At 49.3% G+C, this 25,969-nt stretch carries 24 protein-coding genes; 8 read left to right on the top strand and 16 right to left on the bottom strand.

Features of this window, described 5'->3' with window-relative positions; genetic code table 11:
* The first annotated feature begins 28 nt into the window (after positions 1 to 28).
* From C7B65_RS15780 to C7B65_RS15770, 3 genes are all read left to right on the top strand, one after another.
* A complete protein-coding gene (locus C7B65_RS15780; RefSeq protein WP_073069668.1) occupies positions 29 to 754 on the top strand; it encodes a DUF1995 family protein in 726 nt (241 codons plus the stop codon).
* Positions 755 to 1,011: 257 nt separating this feature from the next.
* On the top strand, positions 1,012 to 1,770 hold the full coding sequence (locus C7B65_RS15775) for a metallophosphoesterase family protein (protein WP_073069667.1): 759 nt from the start codon (positions 1,012 to 1,014) through the stop codon (positions 1,768 to 1,770).
* Between the two features lie 732 nt (positions 1,771 to 2,502).
* A complete protein-coding gene (locus C7B65_RS15770) occupies positions 2,503 to 4,875 on the top strand; it encodes a hybrid sensor histidine kinase/response regulator (RefSeq protein ID WP_073069666.1) in 2,373 nt (790 codons plus the stop codon).
* A 284-nt stretch (positions 4,876 to 5,159) separates the two neighbouring features.
* Here C7B65_RS15770 and ribD read toward each other — a convergent pair whose 3' ends face one another.
* On the bottom strand, positions 5,160 to 6,269 hold the full coding sequence (gene ribD / locus C7B65_RS15765; protein WP_317615792.1) for a bifunctional diaminohydroxyphosphoribosylaminopyrimidine deaminase/5-amino-6-(5-phosphoribosylamino)uracil reductase RibD: 1,110 nt from the start codon (positions 6,267 to 6,269) through the stop codon (positions 5,160 to 5,162).
* The gene (locus C7B65_RS15760; protein ID WP_244913216.1) at positions 6,266 to 6,763 is read right to left on the bottom strand and encodes a hypothetical protein; all 498 of its coding nucleotides are present in this window, start codon (positions 6,761 to 6,763) and stop codon (positions 6,266 to 6,268) included. The genes ribD and C7B65_RS15760 overlap by 4 nt, the downstream gene beginning before the upstream one ends.
* 214 nt (positions 6,764 to 6,977) lie before the next feature.
* Between C7B65_RS15760 and C7B65_RS15755 the strand changes: the two genes are divergently transcribed.
* Positions 6,978 to 7,289 carry a 2TM domain-containing protein gene (locus C7B65_RS15755; protein ID WP_073069664.1) on the top strand — a complete coding sequence of 104 codons (312 nt, stop codon included), beginning with the start codon at positions 6,978 to 6,980 and terminating at the stop codon, positions 7,287 to 7,289.
* A 64-nt stretch (positions 7,290 to 7,353) separates the two neighbouring features.
* Positions 7,354 to 7,662 (top strand): DUF3181 family protein, encoded by a 309-nt coding sequence (locus tag C7B65_RS15750; RefSeq protein ID WP_073069663.1) that lies wholly within the window; start codon positions 7,354 to 7,356, stop codon positions 7,660 to 7,662.
* Positions 7,663 to 7,734: 72 nt separating this feature from the next.
* On the opposite strand, the gene C7B65_RS15745 is transcribed toward C7B65_RS15750, so the two are convergent.
* The 8 genes from C7B65_RS15745 to C7B65_RS15710 form a co-directional block, all read right to left on the bottom strand.
* Entirely contained in the window at positions 7,735 to 8,136 is a 402-nt protein-coding gene (locus C7B65_RS15745; RefSeq protein WP_073069662.1) for a type II toxin-antitoxin system VapC family toxin, read from the bottom strand.
* Positions 8,124 to 8,345: a hypothetical protein gene (locus C7B65_RS15740; protein ID WP_073069661.1), complete on the bottom strand. Its 222-nt coding sequence runs from the start codon at positions 8,343 to 8,345 to the stop codon at positions 8,124 to 8,126. Before C7B65_RS15740 ends, C7B65_RS15745 begins: the two co-directional genes overlap by 13 nt.
* A 66-nt stretch (positions 8,346 to 8,411) precedes the next feature.
* Positions 8,412 to 11,081, bottom strand: coding sequence for a DUF3536 domain-containing protein (locus tag C7B65_RS15735; RefSeq protein ID WP_244913215.1), 2,670 nt, complete (start codon positions 11,079 to 11,081; stop codon positions 8,412 to 8,414).
* A gap of 375 nt (positions 11,082 to 11,456) precedes the next feature.
* Positions 11,457 to 12,842 carry an FADH(2)-oxidizing methylenetetrahydrofolate--tRNA-(uracil(54)-C(5))-methyltransferase TrmFO gene (gene trmFO, locus C7B65_RS15730; protein WP_073069807.1) on the bottom strand — a complete coding sequence of 462 codons (1,386 nt, stop codon included), beginning with the start codon at positions 12,840 to 12,842 and terminating at the stop codon, positions 11,457 to 11,459.
* A 652-nt stretch (positions 12,843 to 13,494) separates the two neighbouring features.
* A complete protein-coding gene (locus tag C7B65_RS15725; protein ID WP_280523186.1) occupies positions 13,495 to 14,022 on the bottom strand; it encodes a hypothetical protein in 528 nt (175 codons plus the stop codon).
* Positions 14,023 to 14,182: 160 nt separating this feature from the next.
* Positions 14,183 to 15,208, bottom strand: a complete 1,026-nt coding sequence (locus tag C7B65_RS27865; RefSeq protein WP_181314413.1) for a hypothetical protein — start codon at positions 15,206 to 15,208, stop codon at positions 14,183 to 14,185.
* Positions 15,209 to 15,800: 592 nt separating this feature from the next.
* The gene (locus C7B65_RS15715; protein WP_223257283.1) at positions 15,801 to 16,013 is read right to left on the bottom strand and encodes a zinc-binding dehydrogenase; all 213 of its coding nucleotides are present in this window, start codon (positions 16,011 to 16,013) and stop codon (positions 15,801 to 15,803) included.
* Positions 16,014 to 16,069: 56 nt separating this feature from the next.
* Positions 16,070 to 16,585, bottom strand: coding sequence for a hypothetical protein (locus C7B65_RS15710; protein ID WP_073069657.1), 516 nt, complete (start codon positions 16,583 to 16,585; stop codon positions 16,070 to 16,072).
* Between the two features lie 130 nt (positions 16,586 to 16,715).
* On the opposite strand from C7B65_RS15710, the gene C7B65_RS15705 reads away from it, so the two are divergent.
* Both C7B65_RS15705 and C7B65_RS15700 read left to right on the top strand, forming a co-directional pair.
* A complete protein-coding gene (locus C7B65_RS15705) occupies positions 16,716 to 17,480 on the top strand; it encodes an MSMEG_0565 family glycosyltransferase (RefSeq protein ID WP_073069656.1) in 765 nt (254 codons plus the stop codon).
* The gene (locus C7B65_RS15700) at positions 17,464 to 17,691 is read left to right on the top strand and encodes a hypothetical protein (RefSeq protein ID WP_244913214.1); all 228 of its coding nucleotides are present in this window, start codon (positions 17,464 to 17,466) and stop codon (positions 17,689 to 17,691) included. Before C7B65_RS15705 ends, C7B65_RS15700 begins: the two co-directional genes overlap by 17 nt.
* On the opposite strand, the gene C7B65_RS15695 is transcribed toward C7B65_RS15700, so the two are convergent.
* From C7B65_RS15695 to C7B65_RS15675, 5 genes are all read right to left on the bottom strand, one after another.
* Complete coding sequence (locus C7B65_RS15695; RefSeq protein ID WP_073069654.1) at positions 17,681 to 18,895, bottom strand: acetate kinase; 1,215 nt, start codon at positions 18,893 to 18,895, stop codon at positions 17,681 to 17,683. The genes C7B65_RS15700 and C7B65_RS15695 overlap by 11 nt on opposite strands.
* Positions 18,892 to 19,530 (bottom strand): histidine phosphatase family protein, encoded by a 639-nt coding sequence (locus C7B65_RS15690; protein WP_073069653.1) that lies wholly within the window; start codon positions 19,528 to 19,530, stop codon positions 18,892 to 18,894. The genes C7B65_RS15695 and C7B65_RS15690 overlap by 4 nt, the downstream gene beginning before the upstream one ends.
* A 157-nt stretch (positions 19,531 to 19,687) precedes the next feature.
* The gene (locus C7B65_RS15685) at positions 19,688 to 22,186 is read right to left on the bottom strand and encodes a phosphoketolase family protein (protein ID WP_073069652.1); all 2,499 of its coding nucleotides are present in this window, start codon (positions 22,184 to 22,186) and stop codon (positions 19,688 to 19,690) included.
* A gap of 179 nt (positions 22,187 to 22,365) precedes the next feature.
* Positions 22,366 to 23,286: a HetZ-related protein 2 gene (locus C7B65_RS15680; RefSeq protein ID WP_073069651.1), complete on the bottom strand. Its 921-nt coding sequence runs from the start codon at positions 23,284 to 23,286 to the stop codon at positions 22,366 to 22,368.
* 225 nt (positions 23,287 to 23,511) lie between these two features.
* Positions 23,512 to 23,808, bottom strand: coding sequence for a hypothetical protein (locus tag C7B65_RS15675; protein ID WP_073069650.1), 297 nt, complete (start codon positions 23,806 to 23,808; stop codon positions 23,512 to 23,514).
* A 263-nt stretch (positions 23,809 to 24,071) separates the two neighbouring features.
* Here C7B65_RS15675 and C7B65_RS15670 point away from each other — a divergent pair, with 263 nt between their 5' ends.
* On the top strand, positions 24,072 to 24,710 hold the full coding sequence (locus tag C7B65_RS15670; RefSeq protein WP_073069649.1) for a sugar transferase: 639 nt from the start codon (positions 24,072 to 24,074) through the stop codon (positions 24,708 to 24,710).
* A 76-nt stretch (positions 24,711 to 24,786) separates the two neighbouring features.
* On the opposite strand, the gene galE is transcribed toward C7B65_RS15670, so the two are convergent.
* Positions 24,787 to 25,791 (bottom strand): UDP-glucose 4-epimerase GalE, encoded by a 1,005-nt coding sequence (galE, locus tag C7B65_RS15665; RefSeq protein ID WP_073069648.1) that lies wholly within the window; start codon positions 25,789 to 25,791, stop codon positions 24,787 to 24,789.
* Between the last annotated feature and the right edge of the window lie 178 nt (positions 25,792 to 25,969).

Raw genomic sequence — 25,969 nt, 5'->3', positions numbered from 1 at the left:
CGCAGTTCGTACCTTCTGACTTTTTGTAATGGCTCAACTTCCTCAAACTCTCGACGACGCGATCGCTCAAGCCCAAATTGCGACCCAAGCGGCGATCGCGGCAGGCTATTCTCGTCTGCAAGTCGAGCTACTGTTTCCCGAACTCAAACCTCTACCTGTGGCAGAAAAGTTTGTGCCTGCGTTTGCAGATTTGGGAGCGGGGTTAAAAGTTTTTTTCACCGATGCTGGCACCGCAGCCCTGGCAAAACGAGATTGGGGTGATGTGCCTTTTCAGATTCGCAGCTTAGATGTAGCAGGGTCGCGGCAAACCACCCCGGTTGAAGACTATATTGACCCAGACGACCAAGTTTATCTATTTATTGCGCCGAGTTCCGTAGAAGTTGCGCCCGTTGAGCAAATTTGTAACGCGGTTGGCGATCGCCCGATCGTGCTGCTCAATCCTCGATTAGAAGATGTGGCGACGATTGGCATCGGCTATGCAGGGCGAAAACTGCGCGATCGCTTTCTCAGCACGATCGAGCCGTGCTATTTCTTGCGTCCTCTCGACGATCAAACGGCTCTAATGCGCTGCTATCCGTCGCCTTGGCAGGTTTGGTTGCAGACTGATGGAGTCTATCAAGCGATCGCCGAAGAGCGCGAAAAGCCCGATTCTGAGAAGCTAGACGAAATCTTTGCTAAAGCGATGGGAGCGCAAGCTCCTAAGCAAAACCTGTTTTCGAGTTTGCAACAGTTTTTGAGAGCTTTAGGAAGATGAAGTTCTCGCAGAGTTCCTGTGTTTTTTGCTACTTGCAGTGTGGGTTGCTAGGTAGGTCAAGGCATAATCGTCCTAAGTAGCAAGGTTAATAGCTGACTGACGCTTCAGCATTGGATTGACCTATTACACCTATTTTGAATGGATACCCGGATCATGAGTTCTGATGATGTAGAAATCACTAGGCTCAAAAAGTCGGCTTCCAAAAATTTAGGCCCAGTTTTCTCAGATTCCCCCTCTTGTTTAAGAAAAGTGATCGCATGAACCTTACTTCTCCTCGTCGCATTGTCATCGGTGATATTCATGGTCACTACAACGGGTTGATGACATTACTGGAGGCGCTCGCGCCCGGTTTTGAAGATCAGGTTTATTTCTTGGGTGATTTGATCGATCGGGGCCCTCAAAGTTCTCAAGTGGTCGAGTTTGTCAAAAATAGCTCCTATCAATGCATACTCGGCAATCACGAGCAGCTATTACTCGAATCTTTTCCTAACGGTCAAGTTTTCGCTCCAGCGCTGCAAGCCTGGTTGCAAAGTGGCGGGCGGGCAACCGTTGCCAGCTATGGCGATGCCGGAATCTTACTAGAACATATCGAGTGGCTGCAAACCCTACCCAATTATTTAGACTTGGGCGATCTCTGGCTCGTACATGCAGGCGTTCATCCTAATCTCACGATCGAGCAGCAAACCTCCCATGAATTTTGCTGGATTCGAGAAGAATTTCACAGCAGCCCTCAGCCCTATTTTGCTAATAAGCTGATTATCACCGGGCATACCATCACCTTTACGTTTCCGGGCGTGATTCCGGGTGCGATCGCGCGTGGGCAAGGCTGGCTGGGCATTGACACGGGCGCTTACCATCCTAAAAGCGGTTGGCTGACGGGGTTGGATGTTGATAACGGCAAAGTTTATCAGGTCAATGTCTACACCCACGCTGTTCGGACTTTGCCACTAGCAGAGGCAACAATTCAGGTTGAGCCGAGTCGGATGATGTCTCGTAGCCACGCTTTGCGGCTATAGTTTCGCTAACCTTAACGTGAATTCGATGAAGCTTTTCGCTACGGTTGCCAATCCGGGCTGCCCCCTAAATCCCCCAAAATTGGGAGACTTTGAACCTAAAGTCTGGGCTTAAAGTCCCTCAGAATTAGGGGATTTAGGGGCTGAAGCGCTGAAGAACGAAGCGAAAAAACTCGTCGAACTGACCCTAACCTTAACATCTTGCAGTGACCCTGGATACCAAGGTTCCTGACCCTTCGATCGTAAGATAGGTTTTTAGTTTAGGAACTTACGGGTATGTTATTGTGAAGAGTGAAGGCACCGGCAAAAGGGCAACGTTTACCGTCCGATTGCCACCCAAAACTACTACCATTTACAACTCGATTCAGTGAGCGACTCTCCTGACAGAGGGTGCGACCTCTACTTGATACAAAATGCCTGTAATCTATATTTGAAAAGGTTTTTGAGTTTCTTCAAAGCAGATATTAAATTTACTCATTGACTTCCACAATAAATTATCAAAAACCTCATGGAACAAAGAACCGAGAGTTTTCTTGGGACATCAGATAGAGGTCGCACCCTGACAGACAGTCAGCTTCCCTCACCGCAAGGCTCAAAAGTTCTGGTCGTTGAGATGATGACAAGGCTTGTGAATCGATTTCGACTTGTTCTTAAATGCAATGCAGAAGTGATGTTTACAACCTCAACCCGTGAGGAAAAACCAAAAACTGATCTTTGCGTAGGTTATGAGTGTATATGGCAGAGCAACGCATCGTTTTGATCATCGAAGATTCTGAAAGCGATCGCTCTGTTTTTAGACGGTATTTGTTCGCTGATTCTGAAATCTCTTATCAAATTCTAGAAACTGACTCCGCTGCCGAAGGGCTGAACCTCTGTCGTGTTCAGGTTCCTGACGGAATTTTGCTCGGCATTCAGCTATCAGACTTTAATGGCTTTGAGTTTTTGACCCAACTAAAAGCGCAGACCGATGGCAATTGCCCGCCTGTGATTATGGTCAGCGGTGATAACGATGCTGTCACCGCCACCAGCGCATTCAAAAATGGGGTCGAAGATTATTTAGTCAAAGGGCTACTCACACCCGACGACGTGCGATTAGCGATGCGGAGCGCGATCGAGAATGCCAAACTGCGCCGAAAACTTCAACACAGTGAAGAAAGCTTCCGCGCCTCTATCGAAACCATGCTCGATTGCTTTGGCATTCACACAGCAATTCGTGATGACACTGGGCAAATTATCGACTTTCGTATTGATTACTACAATCAAGCCGCCCTTGAAAGCAACCGCCTGACCGCTAAAGATGTTGGCAAAACGGCGCGTGAACTGTTTCCGGCGTATCGAGACAGTGACGTGTTTGCCTCACACTGCCGCGTCGTCGAAACCGGGGAACCGATGCTTGAAGAGTCACTGGAATATTCAGACCGATTTGGAGGGCAGCATCTTTCCAGAGCCTATGAGGTGCGGGCATCAAAATTAGGCGATGGGCTGGTGATGGCGTGGCGAGATGTCAGCGATCGCTTGCGCGCCGAAGACGAACGTCAGCGGTCTGAAGAAACAGCCCGGCAGCAATTTGCAGAGATTGAAGCGATCTATACGGCCGCTCCTATTGGGCTATGCTTCATCAATACCGATTTCAAATTTGTCCGAATCAATGAGCGGTTAGCCGAGATTAATGGCTTGCCTGTGTCTGAGCATATTGGGCGCACCCTGCGGGAGGTCGTGCCAGAGATGGTCGATCAACTAGAGCCGATCTATCGACAAGTGATTGAGTCGGGTAAACCGATTCTTGATTTAGAGGTGAGTGGGATCAATCGTGCCCAACCTGGAGTAGAGCGTCACTGGCTGGTTAGTTACTATCCCCAGAAAGATACGGACGATCGCGTGTTCGGCATCAATGTGATGGTGTTGGAAATCACCGATCGTAAACAAGCTGAAACTGAACGAGGTCAGCTACTTAGAGAAGCTCAAGCTGCCCGCGAAGAAGCCGAAGCCGCAAACCGCAGCAAAGACGAACTCTTGATGATCGTTGCTCACGAATTGCGATCGCCCCTCAACTCAATTTTTGGCTGGGCGCGGCTATTGCAAACTAAACCTTCTGATCAAGCGACATTAACTCGTGCGTTGCAGTCGATCGAGCGCAGTGCCAAAACTCAATCGCAACTGATCGAAGATCTGCTCGATATCTCGCGCATGGTGCAAGGCAACCTGAGAATGGATCGCGTGTTGGTCAATCTGCCCTTTGTGATTGAAGCCGCGATCGACATGATTCGCCCCTTAGCTGAGTCAAAACAAATTCAAATTAAATCAAACATCGATCACGCCGCGAACGAAGTTTTAGGAGATTCTAATCGTCTACAGCAAGTGATTTGGAATCTGTTGACGAATGCAATCAAATTCACTCCAGAGAATGGTCAAGTAGAGATTACGCTAACGCAAAAAGACTCACAGGCAGAAATCTGTGTGAAAGACACCGGAAAGGGCATTAATGCAAACTTTTTACCCTATGTGTTTGATCGCTTTAGGCAAGCTCAAACCAACGTTCCTCGATCGCAAGATGGGTTAGGACTCGGACTCGCGATCGTACGCGAACTGATCGAACTTCACAACGGCACGATTCAAGCTGAGAGCCAAGGAGACGCGCAAGGTGCAACCTTCACGGCAAGATTGCCCCTCGTCAACTGTTGCTTGCCGCTCTCTGATCCTCAAAATGGCGCTTCTGAAGGCTTTGACCAACTGCAAATTTTAGTGGTTGATGACGAACCCGATAGCCTTGAATTCGTCAAATTTTTGCTCGAAAACGAAGGCGCGACGATCACCACAGCAACCTCAGCAGACGAGGCGATCGCCGCCTTTCAACAACTCACCCCGACGTTGATTATCAGCGATATTGCAATGCCGCTAAAAGACGGTTATGAAATGTTGCGTGAAATTCGTGCCCTAGAAGCAGGTCACAATGTTCCGGCGATCGCGCTGACTGCCTATGTGGATGAAGATGTCAGGCAGCAAGCATTTGCCGCAGGCTATCAAATTCATCTACCTAAACCGTTGGATATTGGGCAGTTAATCGAAGCGATCGGGGCGCTGACAAAACAGTGCCCAACTCAACGTTAAAGATGGTGGATTAAATAAGACCCGGATTTACCCTCACCCCAGCCCTCTCCCGCAGGAGAGGGAGCCAGAGTCCGGTAGGGCTAGGGGCTGTGGGCGAAAGGCTAAAACTAATCCCAATTTGATTTGTGAATGCGACCGATTCGCATGAGGACACGGCAGCGCCATGTCCGTACAAAAAGCGTAGGGGTATGGCATGCCGTGCCCCGTCGGATTAAACGATCCGTCGCAATTGCTTCCAAAATTGGTATAAAATGTAGCTTGAACAATGTAGGGTTCTATTTAATTCACAAGTTTAAATACCCTTCAATCAAATAATCTCCCTCGATCGCGCTCCATTGGACTCGCTCTAAAGTCAGTGCTTGAGTCATGTCCATCAGTCCTAAGTCGCCGACGGGTGAAGGGGCACCGATGCCGCCAATAATTTTGGGCGCAATAAACGCCAGAATTTTCTGCACACAGCCATCAGCGATCGCGCGAGCTGCCAACGTGCCGCCACACTCCCATAAAACAGCAGATAAGCCGCGATCGTACAAATGTGTCATGGCTGCAAATGGAGTTAGCTGCTCAAGCTCCATGACTTCGACTCCTTGGTCAACTAAGCGTTTCTGAATATCTGGATTCGCTCCCAAACTTGTCAAAACAAGCGTCGGAACCGTTTGAGTTTGCCAAAGGTTTGCACTTGTGGGCAGATCGAGCGATCGACTCATCACCACTCGTAAAGGATTGTGAGCAGTCGCGCCATGAGTCGTCAAATGAGGATTATCTTTGCGAACAGTATTACCGCCAACGACGATTGCCTCACAGGTCGATCGCACCTGATAGACTCGCTGTCGCGATGCCGTTCCGGTGACCCAACTACTATGCCCGGTTGTGGCGGCGATTTTGCCATCTAAAGTCATGGCATATTTCAAAATGCCAAACGGACGGCGGTGCAGAATGCGATGGACAAATGCCTCGTTTAATGCTTGACACGCCGCCTCTTCTACGCCGATCGTCACCCCGATTCCTGCCTCCCGCAGTCGAGCAATACCTCCACCCGCTACTTTAGGATTTGGATCGACCATGCCCACCACCACCCGTCTTAGCCCTGCCGCAATCACCGCTTCAGAGCAAGGAGGCGTTCGCCCATAGTGATTACAGGGTTCTAGATTGACGTAGAGTGTTGCACCTTGGGCAAGTTCTCCAGCGTCTCTCAAGGCAAAAATCTCAGCATGAGGGTCGCCCGCTTTGGGATGAAACCCTTCGCCTACAATTTTCTGGTTTTGCACAATCACCGACCCAACTAATGGGTTAGGTGCCGTCTGACCCTGCGCGGCTTGGGCAAGTTCCAGACATCGCCGCATCATGGCCCGATCGAATTGCTCTTGTTCGGCGGTCTGGCTATCTATGCTCAAGACGATCGCGATGTAGAATATTGGCTCAACACTTCTTGCCCCCAGCGCACCAGTTTTTCGGGTCCTTCCATCATCAGCAGATATTGCCCCCGGTTGAGGTGATGACGATAAACACTAACGGTTGTGCCTTCGCCAAACAGGCCAAACAGTCCGCCCACAAAGGCTCCAAAAAACCCGCTAACTACCCCAGCAGTCGGGATTAGCCATAGAGGTTTCAGGCTATCGAGGTTGCTGTAGCCGTGACTTTGCACTAAAACCAGCACAAAAGCAATCAGCGAACCGATCGTGCCTGCCACGATTGACCAGCTACGCGCTTGACGCATAACAATTTGCATCGGTCTGAGCAACCCGATGTGGTCAGGGTTGCTATAACCCTTGCCCACGATCGCCAAATGTTCGGGAGAAATGCCGTAGTAGTGCAGCAATCGATATGCCTGAAAAGCAGAGGCTTCATCTGGAAATATCGTGACTGCGAGATGAGTCTGTCGGCGCACGAGACCCGTTTTTCGCAAGAACCTGGTAACTGTCACAAAGTGAATGGGGGAAATGGCGGTTTCTGTCTGAATTCTAAACCGTTGCGATAGATTTGCTCAGTATCAAACAGACTAATTTAATTATTTTTCACCCTTCGCGCCTGCCTGTCTACTCTTCTCTTTTCCCCTTTCCCGCTACCATTGAGATATCACATTTCTGCTGTGGGTTTGTTCTATGCCTCCTCGTTGGTCTCGGATTCCCGATCGTAAAGATGCTGACTATCGTCGCCTTGATGATCGTATGACGTTTGCCACTCACGTCCCCCTGTTTACGGCAGTCAATTCTGGGATGTGGTTTTTTAAGATTTTGCAGAAGGCTGACTGGTCTTGGTCAGTCTGGGTGACTGGCATTTGGGCGGCGATTTTGCTGGCTCACGGAATTTATGTGTTTGCGATCGCTGACTATTCTGAACCTGTGGCAACAACTCCAGCCCCAGCAACAGGCTTCAAGCCACGAGAGAAATCTGCAAAATCATCCAAAGGATAGGGGTCGCTAGGAGGAGTTGACCGTTAGTAGTTAATTATCACTCAAACCTTTTTAATTTACTCTTATGGCAAAGTTAAGCACGTCTGAAACAATCGAGTCTCTAGCGGCAGACATTGGCGAAAACATCTACATGGATGTTGCAAAGTGGCATCTTTATTTATCGGATGCCCATTTGCACACCGTTTTAGCAGAAAAGCTTTATCCTCTAATGTCTGAGAAATCGATTCAAGAAGAACAGGTATTAGAGATTCTTCGCGGCATCCCTGTAAAGCTGGGCGGCGGTAAGCGTGAGGTGCCTCTGATCGACCTGCTGCCGATGCAATGCCAGGTCAATCTGATCGATTTAGTAGAAGAGTTCCAGCGAAATTTGTAGGGACATAGCATGCCATGCCCGGTGTTGCAAAATTAAGGGCGATCGCTGCGATTGCTTAAACATTGCGTTTGACTATTTCATCAAACAAGTGTCAAGTTCAGAATATTGAGAAAATAAACCATCCACACTGGCAAGCTTCGCTCTATATTCCAAAGCTGTCGCAATAATCAAGCGATCGAACGGATCTCTGTGAACAGGAGATAAATCGACTGCACGGCAGGCAATCTCAGGAGTTAAAGGGAAGAGCGTGATTCCTGCTGGTTCTAACGCATCTTGAAACCATTGATTAGCAGGACAAGGCAGCTCTAGTCGTCCTCGCCGCTGTGCTAGAGCAATTTCATAACATGAGATTGCTGATACACCGACTTGTCTAGCTGTTGCGATGATATCTCGCCAATGGGATGGAAATCGCTCAAACTCCTGAGTCATTGACCAAAACCAAATGTGGGTATCAAGCACAATCACTTGAGACATTCCCAATCCTCTTCATCCACGATCGGACTCACAAGGTCGCCCAAGGTTTTGCCCTTACCCGCGATCGCATCTGGCGGAAATCGACGTTTCACAGGCAATGCAGTCTCCTCTAAAACTGTCACAATCACACGGGCAGACTGCACCGAAGGCTGTTCTCCTAACCACTTCACCTGACCATTGTCATAAATCGCTTCGTAGCTTTTCAGCATGGCTATTTCCTAGGTAATCTCGATACGCTAATTGTATCGATCGTCTCCCTGTTTATTCTCAGAGCATTAAGCGATCGAGACATTGACTGCCAGCTTTTGCCCTAATCGGAGCCAATGTGGTTGAGAACTGTCCTGCGAAGATTGCAGCCATTGCAGATACAATTCTTGAGCTTGGGCGAGGTTGAGATTAAGCCGAAGTTGCTGACCTAGATCGAGCAAGCGTTCTAAACGCAGAACTTCTCTCGCTGCGGTTTTAGAATCAAAGTGCAACAGTTGCCAGAGCGATCGCTGGATAAATCGCTCTAGGATTTGTTTTGCTTCGAGCGCCGTCAGATTGCAGTGGAGGTGGTTGGCTTCGGTCGCGATCGCTTCCAATTCGAGCAGGTGATTTAAACTTGCGTCGAGACGATCACTGGCAGCATCGCTGGTTTCTTGTTCGAGCGATCGCAGTGCTAACAGCAGACGATGACTCAGGGCAATCTCTGCGGCGACCTGCAATTCTCGCGGTGCGGGCAACTCGTCCCGATGGAACGCCATCAGCACTCCATAATTGTCTCGATAAACCTGTGTGTAAAGCTGATCCAATCGAGTCAGGGTTTCTTGAGTCAAAAGCTGCATAATGCGGTGACGCTCTTCGGCAAACAAGGTCTGCAAACTGTAGGACTGATTGCCAAAAATCTGACTCATCGCCAAGATAGTCTGTGCCGCGCTGCCTTGCTTGAGCGATCCCATCAAGGTTTCTTTGAGCGAGGTATAGCTACGTCGCCCTGCAAACGGCTGAATGCAGCAGTGAAAATCCCAGCCGCCTAGGTGCAGCACAGCAAACACTAGATGAGCGGTTTCGCGGGTGATTTCTGACGTGAGATGCAGTTGCCCGATCGCCAGAGTGAGAGAACCCATCCGCTGCTGCTGATAGTCGAGTTGATGCGCCTCATAGCAATAGACCCGCTCTTCTGTGGTGTATGAGGTAAATAGCGAACTGATGGCGTAGTGTGACGCGACTTGCTCAAAGCTAATTTGGGCAGACACGACGAGTTGACGATAGACTTCGGCACCATTTTTGAAGGAGTCTACGTTGCTCGGTGCCAGCGCTAGTCGCTTCACAAATCCTTTTTCAAGCTGCACTCCGGCGACATCTCCGGCGAGTTCTAGCGCTCTTGAGGCATAGCGAAGAATCTGCGTTCCTTCGGGGCGTGACAGTTCTTCAAAAAACCAGCCGCAGCTTGTGTACATCAGCATGGCGTGGCGCTGCATTTCTAGCAGCCGCAAAGCGTCGATGCGTTCGGCAGCGGTGAGCTTGTGAGTTTGGTGCTGGGCTAAGAAACGATCGACATTGGTGGAGGTACGATCGCGCATAATTTGAATCGATTCATCTCGCGCTAACCAGGGATCGCGAAAAAATTTCTTGCCTGTGTCTTCGTAGACTTTGGTTAACTGATCTCGCAGCCAATCGAGGGCATCGCGCAACGGTCGTCGCCATTGCTGATTCCATAAACCGCCGCCGCCACAGCCACAGTCATCTTGCCAGCGATCGACCCCGTGAGCGCAACTCCAAGCCGTGACGGGCTTTAGTTCGACTTCCCAAGTCGGCGGCGTAAGGCTGAGATAGTGGGCGAAGTTGGTGACCGTCCAACCTTGATGCGAAAACTCTTCATCGAATGCGTAGGCGAGACATTTTTCAGTCCCAGCTTTGTGGTGTCCAAAGGTTTCGCCATCGGTTGCCACTGCGATTAGTTGAGTAGGTCGGTGATCCCCGCGCACGGCTTGACCTAGCCGACTCGCAAGATTGTGAGAACTGCTGAGGGCGCTGTCAAATCCCATATCGCGCGAGATCGGGCCGTCGTAAAAGAAGATATCAAGGTAAGCATCGGGATCGGGTTCCAGGTTCCAGGAGTCAGAGAGCGAGCGATCGCGTCCTTTTTTTAAGAAGCAGCGATAGGGACGAGTCGTATCAATTTGACTGCCGCCGACTTCGCTCCAGAGGTTGGGTTCAGACGCGACTAGAGGACGGCAGCGCTGCGCTTGAGAAGGCGCGAGGATGATGAATTTGATGCCTTCAGCAATCAGTGCCTCGACCGTTGCATCGTCAACGGCAGTTTCAGCCAGCCACATGCCTTCGGGATCGCGCCCAAAGTGCGATCGAAAGTCTGCTTTGCCCCAGCGAATCTGAGTCTGCTTATCTCGCTGATTTGCTAACGGCAGAATCATGTGATTGTATGCCTGCGCGATCGCGTTTCCATGCCCGTTAAGTCGATCGCAGCTCTTGCGGTCGGCTTCTAAGATGCGCTGATAGACTTCGAGATCATGACGCTCGATCCAACTCATTAAAGTGGGGCCGATGTTGAAGCTCAAATATTCGTAGTTGTTGACGATCTTGACGATATTGCCGCGATCGTTCAGCACTCTGGCAAAGGCATTGGGGCGATAACATTCGTGGTGAATCCGCTCATTCCAATTGTGGAAAGGGGCAGCGCTGGGCTGACGCTCGATCGCATCCAAATAAGGGTTTTCGCGAGGCGGTTGATAAAAGTGCCCGTGAACGGTGATGTAAACTCCGATCGCGCGCTTGAGAGGGTTTTGCGAGTCGGATAGCGTCAACGGTTCATGACCTGGCGTGAACTCAATTTCAGAATGGGGATCGGTATCCACTTGAGTCTGCGGAGTTGCATCGATCGTCATAAAAATACTCTTAGGTGAAGGAGAAACCTGGAAGTCGGTGAGATTCAAAAACTGCAAAGCGATCGCACCGAGCTTCTAAAAACAAAGCTGACCCGCACGATAGCGGAGTTGAAAAGAGACAAAAATCTGACTAAAAGCTTAAAGTTGTGGGGATCAACTCAGTCTAAAGGGTGACACCGCTTGATCAACTTTTAAAAACTAGACTTCTCTAGAATTCCCACAGCACTGAAGCTTTGCAAGAATAACTGATTGAATCGCAAGTTCTAGACCAATTTAAGATGAACTTAAGGTTTACAGGGTCATTGCTTGAATCGCTAATTTGCAAAATCACCAAGGATCGTAAATTAAAGAATGTCGGTTACTTGCAAGGCTAATGGGCATAGCAGTGCCATGCCCGTTCGTAAATCTGCCTCTTAAATTTAATTCACGATCCTAAGCTCCGATCGCCGCAGACACTTCCCGATCCGAAATCTTGGTTTGATGGCTCCAGGTGGCGAGATCAGAGAGGGAACGATCGCGATACACGCCATAGCGTTCTTGCTTGTTGCGAATCTTCTGCGGCAGCGCGGGCAAAATGCCAAAGTTGGGCGGCATCGGCTGGAAGTGCTTGGGCGACGCGGAACTGATGAAGTCAAACAAAGAACCCATCATTGTTGTGACAGGGAGTGAGACGGTTGGCAGTCCCAAGGCGATACGAGCGGCATTAGTACCAGCCAACCACCCTCCGGCAGCAGCAGCCGTGTAGCCTTCGGTGCCACTCAATTGCCCAGCAGCAAGCAGCGTCGGGCGTTGTTTAAATTGCAGTGTGGCGTGCAGAAGTTTGGGAGAATTGATAAACGTGTTGCGGTGCATCACACCCATGCGGACAAACTCAGCATTCTCTAAACCGGGGATCAGTTTGAACACGCGCTTTTGTTCGCCCCATTTCAGGTTGGTTTGAAAGCCGACCATATTCCAAAGCTGTCCGCCCTTGTCTTCTTGACGCAGTTGCACCACTGCATAAGGTCGATGGATCTGATTTTCGGGCGCACGGAAATCGCCGAGGCGATCGTCAAACAGTCCCACGGGTTTGAGCGGGCCATAGCGCATCGTGTCTTCGCCGCGTCGTGCCATCTCTTCGATCGGCAAACACGCCTCAAAAAACTTGGCGGTTTCTCGCTCAAAATCTTTGAGTTCTGCCTGTTCTGCCTGACCTAATTCTCGCCAAAAATGCAAATATTGGTCTTTGTTCATCGGGCAGTTGAGATAGGCGGCTTCTCCCTGATCGTAGCGAGATGCCAGAAATGCCACTTCAAAATCAATCGATTCGCCCACGACGATCGGGCTAGCAGCATCGAAGAAACTCAGATATTCCATGCCCGTAAAGCGACGTAGATCCTCCGTTAGGGCGGGACTGGTCAGCGGCCCCGTTGTGAGAACGACAATTCCTTCGGCGGGAATTTGAGGAAGTTCGCCGCGACGCAATTCGATCAGTGGATGGTTGGCGAGAGTGTCAGTCAGGTCTTTGCTAAACTGGGCGCGATCGACCGCCAACGCTCCCCCCGCCGGAACTTGATGTTCGTTAGCTTTGCTAATGACGATCGAGCCTAGCCGACGCAATTCTTCATGGAGTAGACCCGATGCCCGATCGGTGGCTTGTGCCCCAAACGAGTTGCTGCACACTAACTCAGCTAAATGCTCACTGTGGTGAGCTGGGCTAAGTCGTTGAGGACGCATCTCGTGCAAAATCACAGGTACGCCCGCTTGGGCAATTTGCCACGCGGCTTCGGTGCCCGCAATTCCTCCGCCAATCACCTGAATCGGTTGCAAATCTGTCATCAGAAAATAGTTGTAGGTTGACACACTTCGTTAACCTAAGCATGGAGGTCGCCTCCCATGCTTGGCTTCAAAACCGGACGTGAGAGTTTCCGCTTACTCGGCTCCTCTCCAGATTGACCCTGGGTATGGGTACTCAATTGAGTTGAGAGATTGCCGTTTCCACCGTGTATCCAGTTGTGACAGTGACGGTTGAATGGCTGTCAAATTCTCCATTTTGGTATTGCGATGATTTCCATCAAGGTGATGAATTTCAATCGCGTCATCCAGATGGAAATGAAGTCCCCATTCAGCACATTAGCCTTTCTGACGCTTGATGGCAGTTGAGACTCTGTGCTGATGCCAGGGTATACACCCCGTCTTTTACTCCAGTACGTCCAGTTCCCATCGTAGAGGGATACCGTTCCTTTGACCTTGACGTGGCGCTTGATGGGAGTTTCGGCGTGTTTTAAGAGCTTCAGAACTCCATCGCTGAATCTCCATCCTTCACCTTGTCACCACAAAGGGTCGGAATTTCACCGATACGAACATTGTTGGAGTCGAGGTTCAACGGGACTTGCGTTCCTGTGGCTCCTTGCCGCTAATCCCCCAATCTAGAAATAGATTAGTTTCTAGCGAACGAGTCGCACCCGTCCTTTTAGGGCAGGGGAGTGTGTCAACCTTTACCCTTGTGAGTCTTTGGCTCTGGAGGCGACTGAAGCGCCTGATCTAAGACGATACGGGCCTCTTCTGCCTGGGCGCGAGCTTCTCGATATCGCAAATTTGCTTGAGCATAAGTTTTGAGAACTTTGAAGCCATCCTTGAGTTGGATGACTTCTTCCTCGCTCACAAAATCGTCTGAAAACAAAATATCAAGCTGTTCGCGCACTTGTAGCGCCTCAGTGCGAGACTCTTGAACCTTCAGCTTGAGCGTGGCGAGGCTGCTCAAAATCTGAACGGCTTGATTGAGTGAATCTTCATCACCAGCAGCGATCGCTCCGGGGTCTTTGACTTCAATAAACTGTTTCGGACTGAACCCATCTGCTAAATCAGTCGGCAGTTTACCGTCATCCATCAATTCCATGAGTTGATCCATTGCCTTTTCACGGGCTTTTGCGGAGTCTTTGCCCGAAACTGTGAGAATGACTTCGGGGCTTTGAGCAAGCGTATATTGAACCATTGGAGAAGCTAATAACCACAGCACTGGCTTGATTTTAGAGCCTCAAACAGAAATGAGGGCAGAAAATCACGTTCAGTTGTGCGGCAACGAGAGGGCACGACCTATCATGCCCATACCCCGCGCTCTTTCTGGATGAGCATTGCTGTACCCTGATGAGGATCTGTACACGTAAATCGAATTAGGATTATTTTTTCTTAAGGCGCTTATCTTGTCGTCTTCTCGTGAACGCGACTAAGCCAAGTGCCAGTGTAGACCCCAAAAACGTCGATGGTGTCGGAATTGGCTTACCCGGAGGAAGGGTATCTTTGGGCGGAGGCCCTGGTGGATTGGTTCCTGGTGGATTGGTTCCCGGTGGATTGGTTCCTGGTGGAGTAGTTCCCGGTGGATTGGTCACCCGCGAGGAATTATCCTTTTTATGGTCATCCGGTGCCAGGAGAGCGATCATTGCCCCCAGTGCACCTAGACCCCCAATCAGTCCACCGTCTCCCCCCCCGCCAGATGCACCCGGCGGCACACTGCCAGGAGGAGCACCTGCTATCACACCCGGAGGCTCACTTGCCTTGGGGGCACAGGCACTATCGCGCAGTCTGACAATGTAGTCATCAAAATCTTCGTCTTGCTGCTGTCGAGTTTTGACTAGTTTTGAGCCAGTGTCATCCCACGCTATGAGCATGCCGTCTGGGTTGCAAAGATCGGCGGGTTTGCCTGCAAAAACAACTTGCCGTTCTTGATTGGGGTTAAGGGTGTCTGTGGAGTAAACAATCCCAGCGGGGCGACCATTGAGAGTGGATTCTAAATAGAAAACATAATTATTGTTCGCCCGAAACGTGAACTTGGAGATCGGTTGGGGGACGGTATTTCCGGGGGTGCCTGCAAAGTCTAATCGAGTATCTCGATCGTTTACTTTTGTCGAGGGGCGACCTACCGAAGCAGATGCGTCAGCAGGCTTAACTTCAACCAATAGAGGGATCTTTTCGTTGGTGTCAACGTTGAGGACTCCAAACGTAGACTGATAAGCCCCATGAGACTCTAGAAAGCTTGGCTCAAGGGTGGTATCCCGATCGAACTTAATGCCACCGTTGCCGATCGCGATGTCTGCCGCGATCGCTTGGGCTGAGAAGTTGCTTGCTAGCCAGCCAGCCAACACTCCGATCGCAATTTTGGACTGAAAACAAGGTCTTTGAGACGATTTTCGAGTTTGATTACTCATTAGAGGAACACCAGAGAGACTGCGGTCAGATCGGGGGGTACTTAAAAACTGCACTCTTAAAGTCATTGCTATAGGGCTTTTTTTCAGCAGGGTGAAGAAAATTGAGTACTGGGGAAAACACCTAAGTGATGATACTGTAGCGTTCTGTGCCCAATGATGCTGCACTGTGGGTCAAACACATGGAAACTACATAATGCTCCACAAAGAAGCTTTACATAGATTTATTTGCGCCCAACGTAAAAACTTTGAATCGACAAACATCAGTCGATCGGAGCATCCACCAAAGGGAAAACTTACACCCTGAGAAGTACGTTCGTTACACCCTTTTTGCACATGCAAGATATTCGCTTAAACGTAAAAGACTGGCAAGGATTATGAACATCTTTGAAGCCAGATCGAATACGCAATCTTGAGTAGCTTAGTATATTATTCTACGCAGTTTTACTATCAGTGTCAGGAAATTTATTAGGTTAAATTGTAAGGAGTTAACCCTGACCCCAAAATTCACTCGTCTAGCGTTAGGAAAGCTTTAAACAAACCTTACTGAATTGAGCGTTTGGCGACTCTGCCATTCTGTCCCGGATGGCTCATGTTAGGAAAGCTTTAAACAAACCTTACTGAATTGAGCACCGCTTTCTAGATAGTTCAAAGCTTCACGGACTTCGTTAAACGAAAAGACTCGATCGACAATGGGTCCAAGCTGGTGCAGCGCGATCGCTCGATTCATAGTTTCAAACATATCGCGACTGCCCACATAGATGCCTTGAAGCCGAATGTTTTTTTGCAAAATCGTTACAGTACTCACATCCCCTTGAGATCCAAACAAGACGCCAAACAAACTAACGTGCCCTCCTATAGACTCTAGACATCACTGGCATCAAAATAACCTTGCAGATTTTCTGGCTCAAATTGGCGCAAAATGCTGGTTGCTTTGCGAGTCAGTGCATCTGACCCTTTGACGACCACGATATATTTGCCAGCGTTGAGGCGATTGCGATAGGGCAAGGCATCTCCACTGCCCACCACCAGCCCTACGCCACCGCCAATAAAAAAGCTGCCCATTGCGCCCCCGATCGCGCCCAGCACCCCACCGATTAGCTGATTTCCTAACGCGCCCGCCCATGGAAACGTGTCCAACTTAGTGATGGAGTTAAACAATAAGCCAGCCGCAAACCCAAATGGCACCAACCAAACCGCCATTCCCTTGGCTTGTTTTCCGGCTTGCTCGTTGGGGTCAATCAAGCCATATTCGTCGGCACTTTTATAGCCTCTGCCCAAGATTGATACTTTGTCCATCGGCAAGCCGTCTTTTTCTAGCGCAGAGTAAGCGGCTTCTGCCTGAATGCGATCGTCCAGCACTGCCACAAGATAATTCATAAAAAACTCTCAATATTGGCTTCACAGTTTTAGATTAGCAGGGGTGAGGGGCAAGTGATTTGTCGTTTTGAAAAAATGCTGCAATCTGAGAACTATTACTGAGAACTATTACTAACTCGTTTCAATTGAAATGCCAAAAACTTCTGTACTGACAGACGATCGCCTCTACCGGATCGCTTTATTTACCTACTCCACAAAGCCTAGAGAAAGCGTTCCTCACACGTTGGAGTTAGCAGAGGCGTTGCATGGTTTAGGTCATTGCGTTTGCGTCTATGCGTTGGATAAAGATGGAAAAGGATTTGATTATCCGCTATCTTGTGACTATGGGGCTGTGCCTGCTCGATCGACACCGACTGACATTGATAAACTTATTCAACAACGCATTCAAGAATTTGTAGACTATCTGAGTCAGGCTCAACTTGTTTATGATGTCTATCACGCTCAAGATTGCATTAGTGCTAATGCGTTAGCAAAACTCGTTCAGCAACAGCAGATTCCTCACTTTGTGCGAACCGTTCATCACATTGAAGATTACATTAGCCTTTATCTTCAGCAATGTCAGGATCGATCGATTCGTGAATCAGATCTCTGTTTGTGTGTAAGTGAGAAATGGCAAAATGAACTTCAGCAACATTATCAGATTCACGCTCCGCGAGTGATTAAGGGTGTTAACTTAAAGCGATTCTCTCCTAATTTCAATGGTTCTGAACCACTGTTTAAAGAGCGATCGCACCTAACAGGATCTCCCATCTATTTAACGGTGGGCAGCATCGAACCTCGAAAGAATTCAATTCGATTGCTGCAAGCCTGTAAGCAAGTGTTAAACGACTATCCAAACGCTCAGTTAGTCATCGCAGGCGGAGCGACGTTATTTGATGATGTCTCTAGTGGTTAAAGATTATTTCGTTCCCAATCATGACTATGATCTTGATGATTTTGTTCAGCGATCGCAGACAGCACTACAAATCGCCAGCGATCGGGTTCAAGCAAAATATGGTAGACCGTGTGGTTTAGCGTTGGGGCGATTGCAAGAAATCGAAGCGAAATCTGCTCAATATCGTGATCTGCTTGGCTCTAAAGTTCGAGTGATTCAGTTCATTGAGTGAAGATTTTCCAGCATTCTTGCGCGATCGCCCAATCTTCTTGAGTGTGAATTACCAATACTCGAATTGTTGAATCCAGCGTTGCAATATCTTGATCTTTAGGATGATTAGTATTTTTTGAGTCGTCAAGTTTCAACCCCAAAAATTCAAACGCTTCACAGGCAGCCGATCGAACTTCTGGATTGTTTTCACCTACGCCTGCTGTAAAAACTAACGCATCTAGTCGATTTAAACTGGGCAGCATCGCTCCAATTTGGGCACGAAGCCGATGAATATAAACATCAAACGCTAGTTTTGCGCGGGGATTGTTTTGCTCGATCGCGGCTCGAATTCGTCGCATATCGGCAGAGACTCCAGACACGCCCTTTAAGCCAGATTCTTGGTTGAGCATCCGATCGAGCGTGTCAGCATTAAAGCCTTCTTGCCGCAGTAAATGAATCAGAATTCCGGGATCAACTGACCCCGATCGAGCGCCCATCATCAAGCCTTCTAGCGGTGTGAAGCCCATTGTGGTATCGACGCTACGACCATCCCGAATCGCAGCTAACGAGCAGCCATTGCCCAAATGACAGGTGATCAATCGCAAATCTGATGCGTCGCGTTGCAGAAGTTGAGCGGCTCGATCGGCACAATAGCGATGACTAATGCCGTGAAATCCATAGCGCTGAATGCCTTTCTCAAACCACTCGTAGGGAATTGGATAAACCGTCGTCGATGAGGGCAATTTAGAGTGAAAAGCCGTATCAAAAACGGCGACTTGTGGCACCGATCCGAGAACGTGTTCGATCGCGTCGATGCCCTCTAAATTGGCTGGGTTGTGAATCGGAGCAAAAATGGCGAGACGAGCGATCGCTGCTTTCACTTCTGCGGTAACTCGGACACTTTCTCGATAGTCCTGTCCGCCATGAACGACCCGATGACCCACGATATCAATGTCTGAAGGCTGCTGAATCACGGCGGTTTGACCACTCCACAGTTTATCGAGCATCTGAGCGATCACTTCGGGTCGGTCTTGCCCCGGAATCTCTGCTTGTAAAACGGCTCCCTGCTGAGTTTTGACCTCAATTTCTGCAAAACTCTGATGATGAGTCCAATCGACTTTGGCTTCCCAAATCGGCTGTGGTGGCTGATTGGGCAACTCGCCATCTAACTCATAAAGACAGCTTTTTTGACTACTTGAGCCAGCATTCAGCACTAAAATTTTCATGTTCCCTGCAATGCTTGCAACGCCTCACTTAGGTGATTGCGATCGCCCAATCGCTCTAATAAAGGCCCGTGACGATCGAATTTTACAACGCTGACCGACGCAACCGGAGCCGCAATGCGAGTGCGAAACCGCCCCAAGTCAACGCCTAGCAAGCTACACAAAATAATCCGAATCGTGGCTTTGTGCGATACAACTAAAACATTTCCATCGGGGTAATGCTGCTGAATTTCAGTAATCACAGAGGACGATCGGTTGGCAATTTCGACTGCCGTTTCTCCGCCTGTTGGAGCATTCCAAGCGGGTTCTGCCAACCATTTCACATACTCTTCTCTATAAGTTGCCTGAACGGCTTCAACGGTTTCTCCTTCCCATTTACCATATTTGATCTCTTTCAATCCATCTCGCAATTGCATTCCGATTCCAACTGCGTCACAAAGCGGTTTTGCAGTGGCGATCGTGCGTTTCATCGGGCTGACGAAAATGGCTGTCCAAGGAGTGGCTTGATAGGCGATGGCAAACGCTTCTGCCATTTGTGTGCCTTCGTCAGTTAGCTCAGGATCAAGAGCGCCGCAGTAGCTATTTTCACGGCTGAAAGGGGTTTGTCCGTGACGGAGAAAGTAAAGTCTTAGGCTCATCGATTGTGATTAGTAGATGGAGTAAATTGTGGAGGCTAATATGATGTCAGTTCGACGAGTTTTTTCGCTTCGTTGTCAGGGGCTTCTGCCCCCTAAATCCCCCAGAATGGGGGATTTAGGGGGCGATTCCCAAGGGAGAGGGCAAGTCAGCCTTACGCTATGAATGAGCCGAAGCAGCCGAGTCATCCATTTCGCCTGTGGCGATCGCCTCTTTGTCAGAGGTCTGTTCTACGGTGGTTTTCGGCTGTGATTTCTCAGCATTAGAACCACTGTAATATTGCCATTTCCAATCTTCTACCTCTGGCATATCTTCACCATGCTCAATAATGTAATGCTGATGATCAATTAGTTTATCTCGAATCATCTGTTTCACATAAGCGGCACGATGTTTTAGTTGAGGAACTCGATCGATGACATCTTGCGCTAAATGGAAGCGATCGAGATCATTTAAAACCACCATGTCGAAGGGGGTTGTCGTGGTTCCCTCTTCTTTATAGCCTCGGACGTGTAGATTATCGTGATTGGTGCGGCGATAGGTTAAGCGATGAATCAGATAAGGATAGCCGTGAAACGCGAAAATGATTGGCTTGTCGGTGGTGAAAATCGAGTCAAACTCACGATCGGAAATGCCGTGAGGATGCTCGGTCTGAGGTTGCAGCGTCATTAAATCCACAACGTTGACCACGCGAATCTTGAGATCGGGGAAGTGCAACCGCAAAAAGTCAACGGCTGCCAGCGTTTCCAGAGTCGGGACATCGCCTGCACACGCCATCACTACATCGGGTTCGCAGGCTTGATCGTTACTCGCCCATCCCCAAATTCCCAATCCTGCGGTGCAGTGTTTGACCGCCGCATCCATATCGAGCCATTGCAGTTCGGGTTGTTTTCCGGCGACGATCACATTGACATAGTGGCGACTGCGTAAACAGTGATCGGCAACCGAGAGCAATGTGTTGGCATCCGGGGGCAAATAAATGCGAACGATCGTCGCTTTTTTATTGATCACCACATCCAAAAAGCCCGGATCTTGGTGCGTGAATCCGTTGTGATCTTGTCGCCAAACGTGGGACGTTAGCAAATAATTGAGCGACGCGATCGGCTTTCTCCAGGGAATATGACGACAGGCTTCGAGCCATTTGGCGTGCTGATTAAACATCGAGTCAACGATGTGAATAAACGCCTCATAGCACGAGAAAAATCCGTGACGACCTGTGAGCAGATAGCCTTCTAGCCACCCTTGACAGAGATGCTCACTCAACACTTCCATAACGCGACCGTCACGAGAAAGGTGATCATCACCGGGCAAAATCTCGGCAGCCCAGACGCGATCGGTGGCTTCTAAAATAGGCGTTAATCGATTCGAGTTATTCTCATCAGGACTCAACACTCGAAAGTTGCGTTGCTCTGCGTTTAAGTTCATCACATCGCGCAGAAACATTCCCAACACGCGAGTTGATTCCGCTGCGACCGTGCCGGGATCTTTGATATCGATCGCATAGTCATTAAAGTCGGGCAATCTGAGATCTTTGATCAATAAACCGCCGTTAGCGTGAGGATTTGCCCCCATGCGCTGATCGCCCACTGGAGCCAGTTCCGCCAATTCGGGGATCAGTTTGCCTGTTTGGTCAAAAAGTTCCTCTGGCTTATAGCCTTTCATCCACGATTCCAGCATTTGTATGTGTTCTGGCTTGCTGGCAAGCTCTGATAGTGGCACCTGGTGCGCTCGAAACGTGTTCTCGATTTGAACGCCATCGACGACTTTTGGCCCTGTCCACCCTTTCGGAGTCCGCATCACGATCATCGGATATTGAGGACGATCGGTGAATCCATGCGTTCGAGCTTCTCGCTGAATGCCCTGAATCTCGGTGACGATCGTATCCAGCGTTTCCGCCATTAGCTGGTGCATCGTTGCCGGATCACTCCCTTCTACAAAGTAGGGTTTGTATCCGTAACCAATGAACAGGTGTTCTAACTCTCGATCGTCTAACCGCGCTAAAACCGTCGGGTTAGCAATCTTATAGCCGTTTAAGTGCAGAATTGGCAACACTACCCCATCTCGCACCGGATTGATAAATTTATTGGAGTGCCAACTCGCCGCTAACGGGCCTGTCTCGGCTTCACCATCGCCCACCACAGCACAGACAAATAGATCAGGGTTGTCAAACACCGCACCATAAGCGTGAACCAACGCATACCCCAATTCACCCCCCTCGTGAATCGAACCCGGTGTCTCAGGAGCCGCATGACTCGGAATTCCGCCAGGGTAGGAAAACTGCAAGAACAGTTTTTGCATCCCTTCTTCGTCTTGCGTAATGTTGGAGTAAAACTCGCTGTAGGTGCCTTCTAGATAGGTGTTTGCTACCATTCCCGGCCCGCCATGCCCCGGCCCAGCGACATAAATCGCGTTCAAGTCATAGCGTTTGATCAGTCGATTGACGTGAGCATAGATGAAATTTAGACCGGGCGTAGTGCCCCAGTGACCGAGCAATCGCGGTTTGACATGCTCCAGTTTGAGCGGTTCTTTAAGTAAAGGATTGTCGCGCAAGTAGATCTGCCCGACCGACAAATAGTTCGCAGCCCGCCAGTAGGCATCTATCTTTTGCAGGTCTTCTGGAGACAGAGGAGCTTTGGTTGAGATCGAGTTTGCAACGGTCATAGTGAATATCGCCAATGACGTTTCGGGTCAATTGTGATTCATTAAAGCAAACTCTGAATCTGTCATGAGTCGTAGGGATTACATTTGGCTTACGATCGTGGATTAAATAATATCGCGGTTACTTGCAACACCAACGGGCACGGCAGTGCCATGCCCCTACTTTATTTAATTTACGATCCTTATCGTCCTAACCATTCGGTCACAAGTTCTGGCTGATTTTTAGAGGCGAAAACTCGAACCGCGTGATAGTTAACCTTTTCTCGCAGTCGATAAACCTGTTTGATGGGCATATCAAGATCTTGGGCGATCGCCTCCTGCGATCGCCCTTGCAAATAAAGTTTGAGCCACTCAGCCGCCAGGGGATCAACTCGCTCTGCTAAATAAGACTCAAACTCTTGCGCGATCGTCTGTCGCAGTTCTTGCTGTTGTTCTTGCGCCTGCGCTTCTTGATAGTGAGTGATCGCCTGCCCGTCGAGCAAGCTGACTGACCCTTCAGAGTCGTCGGGCGCAATCTCTTCTGAGACTAGGCGAATAAAATCGGCAACCGGAACTTGAGTCATACCGCCACGCTGAGAGCGTCGCAGATAGTTGACAAAGCGATAGACCAGCAGCGGCTGATTGCGAATCGGGCGGAGACAATATTCTTCGGTGCTGGCTAAAACAAGCGCATTGCGAAGCCGGGGATCGCTCGTACATTGAGCAATCCAGGCAATTTGCTGCTGCATATAGTGATCATTTTGCAGCAATTCTTGGATCACTTCTTGCAGCACATCGACGACCGATCGCTGACGATCGCGCGAGAGCGCAATCCAAGTGCGGATTTTGTTGCGAATCAAAAATAGGCTACTCAATCGCTGAATCAGCCCCTTATAAGCACGTTCGGGGCCTGCGTCTAGATAGCGCTGACACAGAATGCGATAGCGATAATCCATCGCTTGTTTGGCGATTTCTAGCTGATGGGGAAGCAAGTCGTCAAACCGCACTTGGTCTTCTCCTAAAAGCCATTGAATGATGGTTTCGTGAGTTGATCGACTGCTCTTGGGCAGATCACTCTGTAACTGTAAACGCCATCTGTCAGCAATTTCTTCTGCAAGTGTCATGGAGTTGCCGTCCTCAATGCCCTGTTATAGAGTTTGCCTTACAACCCCGGTCAAAATCACTTACCCATTCGGGTAATACTCAAAGGTCTTGACTCATTCAACCTCCAGGCATCAAAGGTTGAACTCTAAAGTATAAAACTTTGTCTGCAAATTGTTTCCAACTCGACAGAATTATCAAGTTTCAATGAATTACGCAAAGAATCGTAATCGCCAGAATTTTGAGTCTTAAGCTCGGTTGCTCCGTAATTCCTCGGAGGGAGAATCATCAGCTTCTTTTAAAGACGCATTCATTTGCTGCAAAGTTTCGGTCAACTCAGACAGTCGAATGAGGGTATCAGCCTGGTTTGCTGCTAACGTTTGCATCGCATCGCTCAAGGCAAAAATTTCATAGCCCTGCTGCTGAACTTGAGACGACAACTCATCTAAGCGATCGGCGAGTTGTTCGATCGCGTCAGTCGCTGCCAGCACGGTTTCTGCAATCTGCCCAACAGTAGCCTCTAAACGATCGTCCGATTCTGTCACGCACCAAACCTCTTTCCCAAATAGACTACGGCTCTACGTTCTTCAACCCTAAGCGCTTCATCAGAACTTCACAAAAAGTTTAATTTATTCAAGCAACAAAAAGATTTGAGGAAGTGTTGCGTTTAGCACTGTCGCTCACTAAGACGTTAACTATATTCTGGGATACGCATGACTGGACAGGCATTTTCAGTATTTTCACCGTTCCCATCACTGAAACTAGCTCGACAGTACGCGCTAAATCTTAATCAGGGGTTGCCGATTTTATGATTACGGCTTCTGTTCACCTTAACGTCCCGCATCGATCGACTTGCTCTATTGTCAAACGAGCGATCGACGTGATGGGCAGCCTCATTGGGCTAGGAATCGTCGGCTTAATTTTCTTGCCAATGGCGATCGTCATTCGGCTCGATAGCCCCGGCAATATTTTATATAGTCAGGAGCGATATGGGCTGATGGGCAAGCCGTTTCGCATCTATAAATTTCGTTCAATGGTTAACAATGCAGAGGCGCTAAAGACCCAAGTTGAGAACGAGGCACAAGGGCTGATCTTCAAAAATCAGCAAGACCCTCGGATCACCAGAGTCGGGCGGTTTCTCCGTCGCACCAGTCTAGATGAGCTACCGCAATTTTGGAACGTTTTGACTGGAGAAATGAGCCTGGTAGGGACGCGCCCGCCCACTGCTGATGAGGTGATTCACTATAGTGAACATCACTGGCAGCGTCTAACCGTTAAACCAGGGTTGACGGGTGAATGGCAGGTTAACGGTCGATCGACCATTACTGACTTTGAGGATATTGTCAAGCTTGATTTGCGCTATCAGGCTCTCTGGACACCGCTCTATGATCTGGTTTTGATTCTAAAAACCCTCTACGTCATTTTTGCTAGGGTAGGCGCATTTTAGGATTGTGGATTGAATAATGTTGGTTATTTGCAAGGGCGACGGGCACGGCAATGCCATGCCCTACGTAATTTCACGATTATTTTGCTCCGTGACGCTTTTGGTGCCACTGCCAGGCGTGGGTAAGAATCTGACTGATGTCGGGATATTCGGGCTTCCAGCCTAGAATGGTTCGGGCTTTTTCGCCACTGCCTACCAGCGCAGGCGGATCACCAGGGCGACGATCGTGCTCGATGGCAGCGATCGGGGTTCCCGTTACCTGACGCGCACTCTCAATTACCTCTCTGACTGAGAAGCCACTGCCGTTGCCCAAATTAAACGTTTCTGAGTGTCCGCCTTTTAACAGATATTCCAACCCCAGCACGTGTGCTTGAGCCAGATCAGTGACGTGAATATAGTCGCGAATGCACGTTCCGTCCGGGGTCGGATAATCGGTGCCAAAAATTGAAATTGAATCTTGCTTGCCCAATGCGGTCATTAACACCAGCGGGATCAAATGGGTTTCTGGCGCATGGTCTTCGCCTAACTGCCCCTTAGGGTCTGCACCTGCGGCATTGAAATAGCGGAAGCACACCGATTTGAGTCCGTATGCCTGGTCAAAATCAGCCAAGATCCGCTCGACCATCAGCTTCGTCGCCCCGTAGGGATTAATCGGATTTTGAGGGTGGTCTTCTGGGATCGGCACCGTATTGGGAACGCCATAAGTTGCACAGGTCGAAGAAAAGACAAATTTGTCGATCGCCGCCGCCGTCATTGCTTCTAGCAGAGTCAGGGTGCCCACCACGTTGTTGCGATAATATTTGTCGGGTTTAGTGACTGACTCGCCCACATAGGCATAGGCCGCAAAGTGCATGACTGCCGCAAATTTGCGCGAGGAAAACAGGCGATCGAGCAGCGCCCGATCGTTAGTGTCGCCCACCACTAATTCGACGTTGAGCACTTGATCTACGAGGTCTTGATGTCCATAGACCAGGTTGTCGAGAATGACGACGTGATACCCGGCGCGTTGAAGGGCTAACACCGCATGGGAGCCAATATACCCGGCTCCTCCGGTGACTAAAATGGCTGGTTTATCTGATTGCACGCTAGATCCTCACGAAATTGCAGTTCTTTTCAAGGCTTAGGAATTCGTTCTAAATCCTAAAACCTTATTCAATAAAAGCCCCGGTTCTCAGGACAAGCTCATCAAACGCTTACAGAAGGTTTAAGTGAGATTGCCAGGATCTCGCCAAACTTTTAGCGGGTTGTCTGCTTGATCCCAG

Origin of the sequence: Phormidesmis priestleyi ULC007 (assembly GCF_003003695.1) — a bacterium.
In the GTDB taxonomy this organism is placed as follows: Bacteria; Cyanobacteriota; Cyanobacteriia; order Leptolyngbyales; family Leptolyngbyaceae; genus Phormidesmis_A; species Phormidesmis_A priestleyi_A.
The sequence above is the reverse complement of the archived record's forward strand: the minus strand, read 5'-3'. Positions and strand labels throughout refer to the sequence as shown.